This window comes from Endozoicomonas sp. 8E, from assembly GCF_032883915.1.
Lineage (GTDB): Bacteria > Pseudomonadota > Gammaproteobacteria > Pseudomonadales > Endozoicomonadaceae > Endozoicomonas_A.
This window is the reverse complement of sequence record NZ_CP120717.1, coordinates 5,369,472-5,385,541: the sequence shown is the minus strand read 5'-3', so window position 1 is coordinate 5,385,541 and position 16,070 is coordinate 5,369,472. Positions and strand designations below refer to the sequence as shown.

The window sequence follows — 16,070 nt, the reverse complement described above, 5'->3', positions numbered from 1 at the left end:
GCCCTCTATTTCTGAAGCTCTGGTCGTTTCTTGAAGTAGTCTAAAGCTTCCGGGTTTGCCAGGGCATCGGTATTGGCAACCGGTTTGTCGTGGACAACATCCCTGACGGCCAGCTCAACAATCTTGCCACTGATTGTTCTGGGGATATCCGGTGTCTGTAGTACAACTGCGGGTACATGACGGGGTGTTGTATTGGCCCGAATAGTTTTTTTTATTTTACTGATGAGCTCGTCATTCAGCGTGGTGCCATCTCGTAACTTAACAAACAGAACAACCCTGACATCGCCTTTCCACTCCTGACCAATGGCAATACTTTCGAGTACCTCTTCTATCTTTTCAACCTGTCGGTAAATTTCCGCAGTCCCGATTCTTACACCACCCGGATTCAGGACAGCATCTGCCCGACCGTGAATGATCACCCCCTTATTTTCTGTCAGCTCACCAAAGTCCCCATGGGCCCAAACACCAGGGAGCTGGCTAAAATAGGCTTTGTGATAGTTTTTATTTTCGGGATCATTCCAGAATCCAATGGGCATGGATGGGAAACTGCTCTGACAGGTCAGTTCACCTTTCTCCTCCAACAGGGGCTTGCCTTCAGGGCTGACGAACTGAACGTCCATTCCCAGTCCGCGGCACTGAATCTCTCCTTTATTAACCGGTAAGGTAGGGCAGCCCAAAGCAAAGCAGGAGATGATATCGGTGCCACCAGAAATAGAAGAAAGGCAGAGGTCTTTTTTGATGTGCCGGTACACGTAATCAAAGCTCTCGTGAAGCAGAGGAGAGCCCGTAGACAGAATAGTCTTCAGCTTTGGTAAAGAGTGAGATTCAGCGGGTTTAACCCCGGCCTTTTCCAGTGCCGCAATGTATTTTGCACTGGTGCCGAAAACAGTGATGCCTTCTTCTTCCGCCATATCTATAAGACTTCGCGGTTCAGGATAGAAAGGTGAGCCATCATAAAGAACGACAGTGGTTCCCAAAGCAAGAGAGGAAGCCAGCCAGTTCCACATCATCCAGCCGCAAGTAGAATAGTAGAAGATAGTGTCTTCGGGTTTTAAATTCGTGTGTAAAGACAATTCCTTCAGGTGTTGCAGAAGGGTTCCGCCATGTCCATGCACGATGCACTTTGGGGCTCCGGTCGTGCCGGAAGAGTACATTATGAACAGAGGATGATTAAAGTCTACCGCTACAAACTCAGGTGTATCAATGTCTTGAATAATAAAATCGTCGTATAAGACCGATGAGGTTCGCAAACTAATATCGGCACCACTGCTCAGGAATGGCACAATGACGGTTTGTTCGATAGAAGGGATTTGTGTCTGAAGGGATTGAACCTTTTCCAGGCACTGAATCGGCTTGCCACCATAAAAGTAGCCATCGATGCCGAGCAGTACTTTTGGTTCGATTTGCCCAAAACGGTCCAGAACGCCCTGAATACCAAAGTCTGGCGAACAGGACGACCAGATAGCTCCCAGGGCGGTAGTAGCCAGCATCATGATCAGGGTTTCAGGGCAGTTGGGCATAAAAGCTGCCACTCTGTCTCCTTTGGTGACCCCTGCCGCTTTCAGTCCTGCCTGAGCTGCTGCAACCGCTTTAGCCAGTTCGCCATAACTCAAGGTGGTACGGTGGCCGTCTTCGCGTCTGAAAATCAGCGCATCTTTTGTAGCCCTATCAGCATCCTTGCCATGGCGCAGCATGTGTTCTGCATAGTTTAGAGTTGCGTCAGGGAACCATTTTGGCCCTGGCATTTGATCATGGTTGCAGATGGCAGAGGGTAGGGTGTGAAATTGAATATCGACAAAATTTGCCAGGTTTTCCCAGAAAGCATAACGATCACTGACACTCCAGTCATAGAGGGAGTGGTAGTCAGTCAGCTGTCGAACGCTACTTTCATTGACAGACTGAATGAATGTATGAAGATTTGATGATTGAATCCGGCTCTCGTCAGGTGTCCAGAGCTGCGTCATATGCGATCCTGTTTTATTTATTTAAAGCCAGTCCAGTGTTCGAGTGAGAACGAATACCCAATTGATGACAGATGAAGTTAGCTGCCTCCAAAAGCTTGTTCATTTGCACGCCGGTTGTGATGTTCAGACCTTCCATTAGATAGAGCACATCTTCAGTCGCTACATTGCCAGAGGCTCCCGGTGCGTAGGGGCAGCCACCCAGACCTGCAACCGCTGAATCCACTACCGCCAGACCTTCCTCAAGAGATGCGTAAATATTGGCCAATGCCTGTCCATAGGTATTGTGATAGTGAGCAGCAAGGTGTCTGATAGACACTTCACGGCAACAGGCTTCCAGAACTCTTTTAACCCGAAGAGGCGTTCCTGTACCTACGGTATCTCCAAGGGATACTTCGTAGCATCCCATTTGATAGAGCGCTTTAGTCACTTCAGCCACTTGCCGAGGTGTGGTTGCACCATCATAAGGGCAACTGATAATGCAGGAAACATAGCCTCTGACAGGCATACTATTCTGTTTGGCCAACTCCATAACCGGTTCAAAACGTTTAAGGCTCTCGGCAATGGAGCAGTTGATGTTTTTCTGACTGAAACCTTCGGAAGCTGAGGCAAACACTGCAGCCTCGTCCGCTCCTGCTTTCAGGGCATCTTCCATCCCCCTGAGGTTGGGGGTCAAAGCCGTGTAAACAACGTCACTTTGTCGCTTAATGGTCTTGAATACCTGATCCGAGCCCGCCATCTGGGGAACATAGTCGGAGGAAACGAAACTGCCGGTTTCAATGTGCTGAAGACCGGACTGAGACAGTAAGTTGACAAGCTCCACTCGGGTTTCCGAAGACGCTGGCGTTGGTAGATTCTGAAGCCCGTCACGGGCTCCAACTTCAACAATGCGGACAGATTCAGGCAGCATTTTCGTTTTCCTTTGTACCTTTGCTCAAAGCTTCCTGAAAACTCATGAGTGACGAACCAGCGTCCACTCTTTCGCCTTCCTTGTAAAAGATCGATTCAATCATTCCGTCACAGGGAGCGTGGATGGTATGCTCCATTTTCATGGCTTCCATAACCAGTAAAGGGGCTCCGGCATTGACCTGCTGTCCCTCTGAGACCATGACAGAGCTGACGGTTCCGTTCATGGGCGCCGACATGGCTTCAGAGCCATCGTGAGCAGTCAGACATTGTCCTGAAAGACACAGCTCGACACTGAAGTCAGGGAAGAATATTTTCAGTCTGGCTTCTGGTAGGGAAAACATACGACATTGTAATTTTAATTGTGTTGAAGAGAACTCTGTGTGATCGCCAACCAACAGTTGTCCCGACAAACAACCTGACTCTGCCTCATACCAGTGAATATCAGCCTGACAATAGCCATCAGGCAGACTCACCTTGAATCCCTCAGACACTTTCTCCAGTGAAATCAGGTAGGGTTGTTGGTTCAGAAAAAGAGTCTTTTGAGACGGTGCTGAAGCAGCCGGTAACGACCCCTCGTATTGAGATTGATGGAATTGATAAAGGGCTCCTGCAATCAACGACATTCTTAGTTGATCATGATCCAGCTCTGTCTGAGGTGGATGTTGATCAATAAAATGTGTGGATAATCCAGCTTTTCTGAAAGCGGGCTCAGTGACCATATGTAGCAAAAAATCACGGTTATCACTCAAGCCAGCCTGTTGATAGTCAGACAAAGCCCGGGACATTTTATCAATAGCAGATTCACGATCTTCGGCCCAGACTACCAGTTTTGCCAGCATCGGGTCATAGTGGCTGGAGATATGATCGCCTTGTTGTACACCGGTATCGATGCGGATGTGATCCACTTCCTGAGGCCATTGCAAGCCCATGATTTTCCCTGAAGAAGGTAAAAAGTCATGATCGGGGCTTTCGGCATAAATTCGAGCTTCAAGGGCATGACCATGACATTGCAGCTGATCCTGGGTCAGGGGTAAAGATGCACCTGCGGCAATAGCCAGTTGCCATTCAACCAGATCCTGTCCGGTAATAGCCTCAGTGACCGGGTGCTCGACCTGAAGTCGTGTATTCATTTCCATAAAATAGAAACGTTGACCATCAACCAGGAACTCAACTGTACCGGCTCCGCGATATTGTATGGCCCTACCCGCTGAGACTGCAGCCTCTCCCATACTTTTTCGCATGGAGCCGGAAAGGTCAGGAGCGGGGGCTTCTTCGATGACTTTCTGATGACGTCGCTGCAAGGAGCAGTCACGGTCGAAGAGATAAACACCTTCATTGTTATGATCGAAAAAGATCTGAACTTCTACATGGCGAGGTTGGGTGATATACGACTCCAGAAGTAAGTGGTCATCGCCAAAACTTTTCAGGGCCTCTCTTCGGGCCGACTGAAGGCCTTCCTGTAACTGGTCGTAATGCTCAATAATTCTCATGCCCTTGCCGCCGCCACCCAGTGCGGCTTTGACCATCAGGGGGTAACCGATGCGCTCTGCCTCCAGGATCAGGGTTTCATCAGATTGATCGGAACCGTGGTAACCGGGACAAATAGGAACACCGGCTTTTTCCATCAGGGTTTTGGCTTCACTTTTTGAACCCATTGCTTTGATGGCTTCGTGTCCGGGTCCAATGAAGTGAATACCGGCGTCATGACAGGCGAGGGCAAAGTCGGCATTCTCAGACAGAAACCCATAGCCAGGATGCACTGCCTGAGCACCGGATTGTTTTGCTACTTCAATCAGTTTGTCGCTGCACAGGTAGCTTTTTTGTGCAGGTGAAGGGCCAATATAATAAGCCTCATCGGCCAGGGTTTTGTGAAGGGCCTGATAATCCGCATCAGAGTAGACTGCGACTGTTCTGATTCCCAGTTTTCTGGCGGTTCTTATTACCCTGCAGGCGATTTCACCCCGGTTGGCAATGAGGATTTTATGGAAATGCTTTACATTCTGGAGACTGCTGTTCGAGTTCATGGCTGTATTCTTGCTCATGGCTGTCTCCATGAAGGTTTGCGTTTTTCAAGGAATGATGCCAGACCTTCCTGACCTTCCGGAGAGACTCTGATCCGGGCTATCTCCCGGCAAGCCAGTTCAACAAATTCATCATCAATGGGTTTGTTATGAACTCTGTGCAGCATGCTTTTTGCCAATCGGGTCGCTGCTGGAGCATTCCCCATAAGCTGTTGGGTCAGGTCATCGGCTTTTGTGTCAAGTTCTGATTCAGGCACCAGTTCATGCAGCAATTCCAGTTCAAGCGCTTTTTCTCCGGAAAAGACTTCCGCACTGAGGAAGTAACGACGGGCTTGACGGGTGCCAATGGCCTGGACAACGTATGCGCTGATGACGGCTGGAATCAGGCCAATCCTGACCTCACTCAGGCTGAATCGGGTGTTGTCAGCACCAACTGCGATATCACAGGCACAAATCAATCCTACGGCACCACCAAATGCAGCGCCCTGAACCACTGCCATGGTGGGGGCAGGAAAGTGATTCAGGGTGTAGAGCAGCTCCGATAGTGTACGTGCGTCGTCGTAGTTTTCCTGCTCACTCAGATGAATGGCGTTCTTCATCCAGTTAAGGTCACCTCCGGCAGAAAAATGTTTACCGGAGCCCCTCAGTTGCAGGAGTCGAGTCTCTTCGCCAGACAGCTGTTTCAGGGCATCAATCAGTTCGCTGATCAGTTCGGCATTAAAGGCATTACCCACTTCCGGACGATTCATGGTAATGGTGGCAACACCATTGTCGCTGGTTTCGATAATAAGAGAGTTGCTCATGGTATTACTTCCCTGCCTCACATTCTGAAAACGCCGAAGCGAGTCTCATCAATGGGCGCATTGAGGGTTGCAGAAAGGCTCTGTCCCAGAATGTCACGGGTATTGACGGGGTCAATAATGCCGTCGTCCCAGAGCCGGGCACTGGCATAAATCGGGTTGCCCTTGTGGTCATAGGTTTCGATGACCGGTGTTTTTATGGCGGCCTCTTCGTCAGCAGAAAGGGTTTCTCCCTTTCGGGCCAGGCTATCTTTTTTAACCTGGGCCAGAACCTCGGCGGCCTGTTCACCGCCCATGACCGAGATTCTTGCATTGGGCCAGGTCCATAGAAATCTTGGATCATAAGCCCGGCCGCACATGCCGTAGTTGCCAGCACCAAAACTACCACCAATGATGACGGTGAGCTTGGGCACCGTTGCACAGGCCACCGCATTCACCATTTTGGCGCCGTCTTTGGCTATACCCCCAGCTTCATATTTTGAACCCACCATAAAGCCTGTGATGTTTTGCAGGAAAATCAAAGGTATACGTCGTTGGCAGCATAATTCAATAAAGTGCGCGCCTTTTTGGGCTGATTCTGAGAAAAGCACACCGTTGTTAGCCAGAATACCGACCGGGTGACCATGAATTCTGGCGAAGCCGCAGACCAGGGTGTTGCCATAGCGGGCCTTGAATTCATCAAATTCGGAGCCATCGACGATTCGGGCAATGACTTCTCGAACGTCATAATTTTGTTTCAGATCAGAAGGGATCAGACCATAGAGCTCGCCGGGGTCATAGACTGGAGGAACAGGCTTTTCTAAAGAAACAGAGTGGTTTTTCTTTTTGTTTAGTCTGCCAATGGCGTGTCTTACAAGTTCAAGGGCATGGGCATCATTTTCCGCCATGTGATCAGCCACCCCGGATTGTTCACAATGAACTCTGGCTCCACCCAGTTCTTCTGCCGTGACCTCTTCACCGGTAGCGGCTTTGACCAGTGGTGGTCCTGCCAGAAAAATGGTGCCCTGATTTCTGACGATAATGGTTTCGTCTGCCATAGCCGGTACATAGGCTCCCCCTGCTGTACAGGAGCCCATAACCGCTGCAATCTGGGGGATTCCTTTGGCAGACATATTGGCCTGGTTAAAGAAGATGCGACCGAAGTGTTCTCTGTCTGGAAATACTTCATCCTGATAGGGAAGGTTGGCCCCTCCGGAATCCACCAGGTAAATGCAGGGAAGATGATTTTGTTCAGCTATGGTTTGGGCGCGCAGGTGCTTTTTTACCGTAAGCGGGAAGTAGCTGCCGCCTTTTACAGTGGCATCGTTGGCCAGGATCATACATTCAATGCCAGCAACAAAACCTATACCTGCTACCACACCGGCGCAGGGAGCGTCATTATCATAGATGTCTGTGGCGGCAAAACGGCCTACTTCAAGAAAGGGCGAGTTGGGATCAAGTAACTGGGCAATACGATCCCGGGCTAACAGTTTGCCTCGGGCAGTATGGTTGTCTCTGGATCTTTGACTGCCGCCCCGGGCAATGGTCTCAAAGCGAGTATTGATCTGGTCTACCAGGGCCTGCATATGTCGCCGGTTCTTGTGGAATTCGGGACTATCGGGTGCCACTTTTGAAGATAGTACGGGCATATTGATCGCCTCTGATGGAGCCGTTTCGTTTGCACATAGTCTTGCAGCGTTGGGATAGGGGTCAGATCACATCCAGCATGCCAAGGCCATGGCTGTTTGGGAACTTTATTATTGTTATGGCAGCATGGCTCCCTGAAGAAGGCAATACTGCCTGTCGCTGTTAGCAAGACTCCTGGAACAGCTCCCTGCCAATCAGCATACGACGGATTTCTGATGTACCGGCACCTATCTCATAGAGTTTGGCGTCTCTGAGCAGGCGACCTGTCGGGTATTCATTGATGTAGCCATTGCCTCCCAGAATCTGAATGGCCTCCAGTGCCATCTGAGTAGCGCGCTCTGCACAATAAAGAATGACACCGGCTGCGTCTTTGCGGGTACTTTCACCACGATCACAGGCTGACGCAACCGCATAAAGGTAAGCTTTACTGGCATTCATCTGGCTATACATGTCAGCCACTTTGCCCTGAATCAGCTGAAATTCACCAATGGATTTGCCAAACTGTTTACGATCGTGGATGTAGGGGATCACGATATCCATGCAGGCTTGCATAATGCCGGTCGGGCCACCGGACAGAACGACCCTTTCATAGTCCAGACCACTCATGAGTACAGCTACCCCTTCATTGACGTTGCCCAGTACATTTTCTGCAGGCACTTCGCAATCTTCAAACACCAGCTCACAGGTGTTCGAGCCTCTCATACCCAGTTTGTCCAGCTTTTGTGCGCGAGAGAAACCCCTGGCGTCTCGTTCAACGATGAATGCGGTGATTCCCCGGGAGCCTTTTCCGGGTTCGGTTTTGGCATAAATGACGTAGGTGTGGGCATCAGGGCCATTGGTGATCCACATTTTATTGCCATTCAGAATATATCTGTCGCCTTTTTTTTCGGCTTTCAGTTTCATACTGATAACATCAGACCCTGCGTTGGGTTCGCTCATGGCCAGAGCACCGATGTGTTCACCACTAATCAACTTGGGAAGGTATTTCTGTTTTTGTTCTATGTTGCCGTTGCAACTGATCTGATTTACGCACAGATTAGAGTGTGCGCCATAACTGAGCGCAACGGAGGCGGAAGCGCGGCTGATCTCTTCCATAGCGATGACATGCGCGAGATAACCCATGCCAGAACCGCCAAACTCTTCTTCTGCTGTTATACCGAGCAAACCCATCTCTCCGAGCTTCTGCCAGAGGTTCATGGGGAACTGGTTGCTCCTGTCGATTTCCTGTGCAAGCGGAGCAATTTCATGATCGCAAAACTGTCTGACCTGCTCTCTCAGCAGATCATTGGTTTCACCCAGATTGAAGTTGAATGTCAGGTAGCTCATCGAAAGTATCTTTGTTTAAATTATTCTTAGACTATAGGCACTGATTGGCTAATGCATTTCAATTTGTGGCTACAGTCCCGAAGATCTTTCCGTACATCCATCTAAACGGCAGTTATAGGATAAATAACTACAGAGTATAATGTTAGTGTTCCACTTCTTGGAGTCAACGTAAATGCTTATTGTTGAAAGTTGCATATTACGTAATAGGAAATGTTCTTTGTGTCTGCCCGAGTGAAGGTTGTGACTGTTCGGGGAACGGCCATTGTCAAAGTGATCAATACTAACTGTCGTACAATCCAGCCTGGGTTCACGCATAACCCGACTTTACAGCCATTAAGGTGAGACCCGGATTTTTTGCCCATTCCGGCAGACGTTCTTATGTCCACCCATGGTGCGTGCAATGTCCTTCAGGCACATGTAATCAATCCTTTCCTCTGTAGTTCAGTGATTCTCAGCTGATGAGATGCATTGATGGTCAACACATGTCGGCCATCGCTGCTGATGGTGGCTGACAGGATCCTCGACTTGCGCCGAATAGTGGCTTTTTTGACCCAGGACTCATCGCCCCCGAGACCATAAATTTGAGCCTCTTTGTCTTTGTTGGCGATCGTCAATACATGGCAACCATCGGCGCTGAAGATGGCTGTGGTGATTTTATAATCAGGGCTAAGTTTGATTTTTTCCACTAACTCAAACTTTTCACATTGAGACATCAGTTTACTGTTGGTGAAAAGAAGGTCGGCAGGAAAATGAGTCTCATTTCTTTGTTCTATAAGTGACTCGATGGTGCACTCATATGCGGACGGCTGCAGTCAATGACGGAGTTTTTCCGCATCTTTTTTTGTCGTAGCGATGGTAGTGAGTTGATATTGGTGTGGTGAAGGAAACCGGCGATACCAAGCTCTTTCCACAGTCTTTTTGTTTTATAAAATGTCTGAAAATGTTTGCATACCTTTGCTAAACCGGTAACCCCTCGAAAATTTAAATGGCTAATAATCATCAATGTTGGTATGTGGGGCAAACTGAGGAATAAAGATTCATTTTTGTCATATACAGTGACGTCCCTACCTGCAGTTATACCCCTTGGCGCTTCCTCTGATCGGGCTTGCTTAAGTGTATGTGAGAGTGAATCGTCAATGCTGGAATTTCTTTTCAAAGGGGCAAACATGCCTGGTTACTCCAAAGTCAGTTTGTATTCTCTTCCTGAGAGGACTTTTAAAGTTGATTAATGAAGGTTGGAAACGGTTTTAGAATGAAAGTTCATAACATCAAGGTTAAGTGAAGCTAACTTAATTGCGAATAAGTCCCTCTAATCTACAATAATCTCAGCCAAACCAGGGAAGCTGGCCTGGCTGTCCAGCACCCTGCCCATAGCATTCAGGAGAACATAGGCTGTCAAGGAACACCCTCTTCGGGGCAGGGAGAATGGAAGCCATTTTTTAACCGGTGCAGCAGAATTAAGACTTCAGCTCTCACTGGGGTTCGCCCTCAAAGACTACAGATGTTAAGCTTGCGTTCAATTTAAGAAGCTTTAAATACTGCTTTTAAACGGCATTGAACAGGAAGTGCTGTCAGTGTCTCATCATTTAAAACGGCAAAAGGGTTTTATGGTCGGCATTTCTCTGTCAGATAATGTAGGCGGTCTACGACAGTGGGCAGCCTTTATAACTGAATTGGCTCGTTCTTTTTAAATGATATTAAAGTGAGTAATTAAGCTAGATAGCTTAACCTTTGTGGCACCACTATGAATGCAATTATACGTCTGACAGACGCTAAGGAAGCGCTGGTAAGAGCAGCGGAAAAACTGATAGCCGAAAGAGGGCTGGATGCGGTTTCAGATCGTGAAATAGCCAGAGCCGCAGGACAGAAGAATAACTCTGCTGTTCAGTACCATTTTGGTGACCGGGCCGGATTGATTAATGCCATTCTGGATTTCCGGATGATCCCTCTCAACCAAAAACGTCACGAAATGCTGGATGAACTCCTTAACCGCAAGGAACCTCCAACAACCAGAGATCTGGTTAAGGTTCTGTTGCTTCCCTATATGGAAAACCTTAAAACCTCAAGAGAGGATAGCTCCTATACCAGCCTGGTCAGTCAGCTGTTCCAGCGCGGTAACCAGCAGATCCTTGCCATGGATCCCCCCAGAAGCAGCTCTCTGGTTCGTATGACTGAAGCATTTGCTACCACCCTGCCACACTTGAGTGTCAAAGAGCGCCATGCCCGGCTCACTTTCATGGGTTCTATGGTGGTTCACACGGTAGCTCGCTGGGATCAGCAGTGTCGTCTGGACCCTGAGACCTGGACTCCGGAACATATTGTTCAGCAGACCCGGTTCCTCATTGAGTTTCTGGCGGGCGGGATGGATCAGGATGCTCTGCAGAGAGAGCCGGAATCAAGGTCCTGAGTTTGCCGTTTGGAAAGACGCTTCCTCAGAAGTTGAACAGAATTTTTCAAACTAAAAATGAATGTATATAAGTTCATTTTATTAATTTATGCCATAATGAATGTATATGCACTCATAATTGATGAAAATGAATACTATTGGACAGCAATGTCGAGATCGCCGAAAAGCCAGGGGTTGGAATCAGACCGAGGCTGCCAAACAGGCTAAAACTACCCGAAGTGTTATCTCAGCCATAGAAAACGATCGATACCGGGGAGCTTTGTGGGCTCTGAACAATTATCTTGGGTTGCTGGGTCTGGAGCTGACGGTCAAAGATGCTGAAAGACCCACATGGGATGATCTTGATGAGTTATTTAAATACGAATAGTGACAACGGGTAAATTCATGACTGGAGAGAAGGATTGAATCGCTTCGATGAATGGCCAGAAAAAATGAATCGGGTCCGGGTTCACACTCCGGCAGGGAAAGCTGGAGTGTTGGACTTTGACCGGGGTTCTTTTTCCTTTTCTTATGCAGAACCCGGTGAAGACATCTCTTTGACGATGCCACAAAGAATAGCTTCTTATAATAGCGGGGCGCTTCATCCTGTTTTTCAGATGAATATCCCTGAAGGCTATGTCAGGGAAAGGCTAACTGAACGACTAAGGAGGTATATTAAGGTCAACGATGTGTTGTTTCTGGCACTTCAGCAGCATCGCGGAATGGGTCGACTCAGTTACGAAAGTGATCTGGTTCTGGAACCAGCAGGGCATGAAAGCCTTGATGCTCTTATAAATTGGGATCGTCGTGAAAGTGTCTTTGATTATCTTCTGGACAAATACCTTTTGAACACGGCAGCGGTATCGGGCGTTCAGCCAAAACTTCTGGTCAACACTCAGAAGTCCAGTGAAAGAGGAGCTTTGGTTGAACCTGAACTGATCGTTAAAACCGGTGGAGATGAGTATGAGAATCTGGCACTGAATGAGTTCATCTGTATGAGTATCGCCCGAGAGTGTGGCATCAGTGTTCCAGAGTTTTGGCTGTCACAGAATGAAGAGCTATTTATCATGAAGCGCTTTGATCTTTTAAAGGGGCAGTCATTAGGCATGGAAGATTTTGCTGTATTGATGAAAAGATCGGGTGATGACAAGTATGTGGGCAGCTATGAACACGTCGCTAAAGTTGTACAACTTTATACAAAAGATACGCAGCAGAGTGATCAGATTTTTGATTATGTAGCCATCAGTTGTTTATTAGGCAATGGCGATGCCCATTTGAAAAACTTTTCATTAGTTTATGACAGTATTTGTCCATTAACAGAGTTAAGGCTTTCTCCTCTTTATGATGTCGTCAACACGACAGTGTACAAAAGTGATGCTCATGATCTGGCTTTGAAGATGGAGCAGAGCCGGGAGTTTCCAGATCAGGACAAACTGGTGAGATTTGGCAAAGGTATTGGTGTTAAAAATCCTTCAAAAAGATTGGAAGAGATGGCGGACATTGCCAGAGATTATATTAACGGCTTTGATCGTTGGGAGTCGTTTCCAGAACTCAGAACTGCCCTGGAGAAGTCCATTGCCAGAGCTATGTCGATAACCGGCTCTGGCGTTAGATACAACGTCAAAAGGAATAAAAAGAGAAAGACTGATCGTTATCTGTGAGGCAGGCATTCAGATCATCCAAACTCTATCTGAGATTAAACCGGCTTAGATAATATCAATATCCGCTACACAATCGAAAATATGGTTGGGCTTGTATGGAACCTGATCGATATCGGCGAGGCGTGATACACCGGATAAAACCAGTATGGTTTCAAGACCAGCCTGAAAGCCTGCAAGAATATCGGTGCGCAGGTTGTCACCCACAATGACGGTATTGTCTGAGTGTGACTCCATCCTGTTCAGGGCGGCACGGATAATCCAGGCACTGGGCTTGCCTACATAGAAGGGTTTTTTGCCTGTAATCCGCTCGATAGGAGCACACAGTGCACCACAGGCCGGAGTCATTTTGGGGCCGTGGGTATCGGGATTTGTGGCAATAAAGCGTGCCCCTTCAGAGACAAACCGGGCACCGGTGTGGATCATGTTCCAGTTATAGTTCTTGGTTTCACCCACGACAACAAAGTCCGGATTGATATCGGTAATGGTGAAGCCAGCCTTATACAGTTCGTGAACCAGGGCACCTTCGCCGATAACATAAGCTTTCTGACCTTCCTGTCGTTTAAGGAATTCCGCAGTGGCCATGGCGGAAGTGAAAAAGCAACTTTCCGGGATAGTGATACCAGCAGAAGCAAAGCGGTTTTGCAGATCTTTTTCGGTCTGGGAGGGGTAGTTGGTCAGCATGATCAGGGAGATGTCCCGCTCCTGCATACTGTGAATGAAATCATCAGCACCGGGGATCAGGGAGTTGTCATGCAGGATTACGCCGTCAATGTCACAAATCACGCTTTTAGACATAATGATATCTGATCAGGTTGAACTGTGGGAAGGGCATTATAAGGGGCTTGAAAGCCAGAAGGCCAGATAGCTTTTCAGCGAGGAGTTTTACCTCCCCGTTACCGGATAGAATCTGGTCTCTTTGCTCGCTACTTTTGCGACACTCTCCAGATCAGGGAACCATCCAGTGGGTTAAACGACTTCGACTGAGTAGCCAGACGAAAGCGGTACTGGCCAGTAAGGTCACAACAGTCCAGAAGGGAATCATGATAATGGCGCTGGCTGGATAGAGGTCGTAGGCTCTGACGGGCCAGAGCAGAAGAGGATGTACCAGATAAATGCCCAGACTGTAACGGCTGAACATGGAAATAATGTTTTTACTTCTACCCTGAATCCTGTCGCCATAGTGCTTGGCAAGACAGAAGACCATGGTCGCCACAAGAACGGTATTAATGGTTTTATAGGAGTTAAATCGACCAAAGCTGTAGGCTCCCTTGTCGGTGCTGAGCCAGAGCACACCACCTAAAGTAAGCATCAGCCCAATAATACCGCCAGCAATAATCAATGGTTGATGCTTGCGGGTATCATACTTTGCAAGGCAGTAACCCCAGATTAAATAACCACCGTACAGGAGTGTATTGATATGCCAGAAAGTCTCGATCCTGATTAGGTAACTCAATGTCAGCCATAACCAGACCCCGGCCATAAATTTAAGCAGATCATCGGGCATGGTGTGAACAGCAGGTCTCAGAAAAGGAATGACAAGATAAAGAGGAATAAAATAGTAATAGAAGCCAAGGTGGTACCAGGTGCTTTCATAGGGGAGTTCTTTCAGGGTATCAATGGCCCTGGTCCACTGGTAATCAAAAGTGGGTGTGAGTCCTGCCAGAAAGGAATAAAACACGGCCCAGAAAAGGAAGGGCACCAGAACTTTCATCACCCGTCGTCTGAGGAAGTAATCCAGGTCAAAAGGGCGTTTGTCTGATAAAAACAACATGCCGGTGATCATGATAAAAATGGGAACGCACCAGCGGGAAAAACTGTTAAAGGTGACGGCTGTGAGCCAGTCCGACATGGGAATTTGCCCGTAAAGGTCACGATAGGGTCCCAATACGTGGATAATAATCACGGCTACTGCGGCCACAACACGTAATAGATCCAGATAAAACACAGGTTCTCTTTTTGATGACATTGGCCTGATTCTTCTTGCTGGGTGACTGTCCATTATGAAGTCTGCTTCATTGCTTATTCAGGGGGGAAACTACTTATTAAAGTGTTGGTGTAGTGATCCACCTCTGGAAAGGGATCATAAAAGTGATGCAGCAATCGTTTCCACTCCTGATACTCTTCTGACCCTCTAAAGCCTTCTGTGTGATCTTCCAGTGTATCCCAGTTCACCAAAAGCAGATAACGGCTATCTTTCTCCAGACATTTTTGTAGCTGATGGTTAATGTAACCCTTCATGCTGGCAATGATGCCCTGTGCCTGGGCAAAGGCTCGTTCAAACCCAACCTCCTGGCCCGACTTTACATCCAGGATGGCTACTTCCAGTATCATTGTTATCACTCCGCTGTCGTTCTGTCGCAGGGGAGACAAGCTCCGTCCCGTGAAAAAAGACTATCAGAATCCTTTACGGCATGTCTGTCTTTCCAACTCTGGTTGGGTTGTGGTTTCAGAAAGTCAGTGTCGGAATCGATTCTGATTTAAAATAAAGGCAGTCCCTGACTGTGTTTTTCAAACAAAAGTTCAAGTGTTAGCAAACAGTTGTCGGGAATAGGGCATTGGCAAGTGCATTTCATTTCGATAAGTTAATAAAAGAGGGTCATGGATGAAAAAACGGGAGCTGAATTATGTATATTCTGCGACTGAATGCTGCCGGACAACCGGTGGAGTGGCTGACCTGGCAGGAGACAGTCTGTCTCTACTCGAGAGACCTGATCCGCTGGAGCCTTGGTGACATCATTTATCGGGTAAGAGGTGGCTATAACCGATGGCTTGGCACCCAGACGGTCATTGAATTACCCAGCATTATTGCCTGTGGTGGTAAACGACACTTCCCTGTCCGCACTAATCCAGCCTTAACTAACACTTCTCTTTTCGAACGTGATAATCACCAGTGCATGTACTGTGGCAAGTTCCTGACACGCCGGTTTTTGACCCGCGACCATATTCTGCCTACTTCAAGGGGCGGACAAGACGACTGGATGAATGTGGTGGCTGCCTGCAAGCGATGCAATCAATTTAAAAGTGATCGTTTGCTGGAAGAACTGGATATGACATTGGTGGCGTTACCCTATCGACCAAATGCTGCTGAATATCTGGCTTTGGTGAATAGCCACCGGATTTTGCCGGAGCAGGCGGATTATCTCAGCAGCCAGTTTTCTAAAAACTGTCGCTGGAGTCTTCATCCGGATCGTCTGGACAAAGAGCCTGCACAACTGATTGATGACTTCATCTAATGATTCTTCTTTTTAGTGATGTCTGTCATTGTCGAAAAGCAGTCTGCCAGGGTGCAGCATGAAACCCGGCCTCATCTCCAGTAACAGGCTGCATTTCAAACAGTAGTCGATTATAGGCCCACCCTTGAAAATGACCCAAGCCTACAG

Annotated in this window: 14 protein-coding genes; 4 read left to right on the top strand and 10 right to left on the bottom strand. The window is 48.0% G+C overall.

Features of this window, described 5'->3' with window-relative positions; translation table 11 throughout:
* Positions 1-5: 5 nt before the first annotated feature.
* The 7 genes from P6910_RS18545 to P6910_RS18515 form a co-directional block, all read right to left on the bottom strand.
* A complete protein-coding gene (locus P6910_RS18545) occupies positions 6-1,964 on the bottom strand; it encodes an acetoacetate--CoA ligase (RefSeq protein WP_317142737.1) in 1,959 nt (652 codons plus the stop codon).
* Positions 1,965-1,977: 13 nt separating this feature from the next.
* The gene (locus P6910_RS18540; protein ID WP_317142736.1) at positions 1,978-2,871 is read right to left on the bottom strand and encodes a hydroxymethylglutaryl-CoA lyase; all 894 of its coding nucleotides are present in this window, start codon (positions 2,869-2,871) and stop codon (positions 1,978-1,980) included.
* Positions 2,861-4,912, bottom strand: a complete 2,052-nt coding sequence (locus tag P6910_RS18535) for an acetyl/propionyl/methylcrotonyl-CoA carboxylase subunit alpha (protein WP_317142735.1) — start codon at positions 4,910-4,912, stop codon at positions 2,861-2,863. The genes P6910_RS18540 and P6910_RS18535 overlap by 11 nt, the downstream gene beginning before the upstream one ends.
* On the bottom strand, positions 4,909-5,694 hold the full coding sequence (locus tag P6910_RS18530; RefSeq protein ID WP_317142734.1) for an enoyl-CoA hydratase-related protein: 786 nt from the start codon (positions 5,692-5,694) through the stop codon (positions 4,909-4,911). The genes P6910_RS18535 and P6910_RS18530 overlap by 4 nt, the downstream gene beginning before the upstream one ends.
* Positions 5,695-5,711: 17 nt before the next feature.
* Positions 5,712-7,319: a carboxyl transferase domain-containing protein gene (locus P6910_RS18525; protein ID WP_317142733.1), complete on the bottom strand. Its 1,608-nt coding sequence runs from the start codon at positions 7,317-7,319 to the stop codon at positions 5,712-5,714.
* A 160-nt stretch (positions 7,320-7,479) separates the two neighbouring features.
* The gene (locus tag P6910_RS18520) at positions 7,480-8,643 is read right to left on the bottom strand and encodes an isovaleryl-CoA dehydrogenase (protein ID WP_317142732.1); all 1,164 of its coding nucleotides are present in this window, start codon (positions 8,641-8,643) and stop codon (positions 7,480-7,482) included.
* A gap of 407 nt (positions 8,644-9,050) precedes the next feature.
* Positions 9,051-9,356 (bottom strand): hypothetical protein, encoded by a 306-nt coding sequence (locus P6910_RS18515; protein ID WP_317142731.1) that lies wholly within the window; start codon positions 9,354-9,356, stop codon positions 9,051-9,053.
* Positions 9,357-10,387: 1,031 nt separating this feature from the next.
* Here P6910_RS18515 and P6910_RS18510 point away from each other — a divergent pair.
* The 3 genes from P6910_RS18510 (at position 10,388) to P6910_RS18500 (ending at position 12,690) form a co-directional block, all read left to right on the top strand.
* Positions 10,388-11,050, top strand: a complete 663-nt coding sequence (locus P6910_RS18510) for a TetR/AcrR family transcriptional regulator (RefSeq protein ID WP_317142730.1) — start codon at positions 10,388-10,390, stop codon at positions 11,048-11,050.
* Positions 11,051-11,171: 121 nt separating this feature from the next.
* A complete protein-coding gene (locus P6910_RS18505) occupies positions 11,172-11,417 on the top strand; it encodes a helix-turn-helix domain-containing protein (RefSeq protein ID WP_317142729.1) in 246 nt (81 codons plus the stop codon).
* A 34-nt stretch (positions 11,418-11,451) separates the two neighbouring features.
* Positions 11,452-12,690 carry a type II toxin-antitoxin system HipA family toxin gene (locus P6910_RS18500; RefSeq protein WP_317142728.1) on the top strand — a complete coding sequence of 413 codons (1,239 nt, stop codon included), beginning with the start codon at positions 11,452-11,454 and terminating at the stop codon, positions 12,688-12,690.
* A 45-nt stretch (positions 12,691-12,735) separates the two neighbouring features.
* Here the strand turns inward: P6910_RS18500 and P6910_RS18495 are convergent, their stop codons facing one another.
* From P6910_RS18495 to P6910_RS18485, 3 genes are all read right to left on the bottom strand, one after another.
* Positions 12,736-13,485 (bottom strand): HAD-IIA family hydrolase, encoded by a 750-nt coding sequence (locus P6910_RS18495; protein WP_317142727.1) that lies wholly within the window; start codon positions 13,483-13,485, stop codon positions 12,736-12,738.
* A gap of 151 nt (positions 13,486-13,636) precedes the next feature.
* Positions 13,637-14,689 (bottom strand): acyltransferase, encoded by a 1,053-nt coding sequence (locus P6910_RS18490; RefSeq protein WP_317142726.1) that lies wholly within the window; start codon positions 14,687-14,689, stop codon positions 13,637-13,639.
* Between the two features lie 20 nt (positions 14,690-14,709).
* Positions 14,710-15,021 (bottom strand): antibiotic biosynthesis monooxygenase, encoded by a 312-nt coding sequence (locus P6910_RS18485; protein ID WP_317142725.1) that lies wholly within the window; start codon positions 15,019-15,021, stop codon positions 14,710-14,712.
* 293 nt (positions 15,022-15,314) lie between these two features.
* Between P6910_RS18485 and P6910_RS18480 the strand changes: the two genes are divergently transcribed.
* On the top strand, positions 15,315-15,923 hold the full coding sequence (locus tag P6910_RS18480) for an HNH endonuclease (RefSeq protein ID WP_317142724.1): 609 nt from the start codon (positions 15,315-15,317) through the stop codon (positions 15,921-15,923).
* The last annotated feature ends 147 nt before the right edge of the window (positions 15,924-16,070 follow it).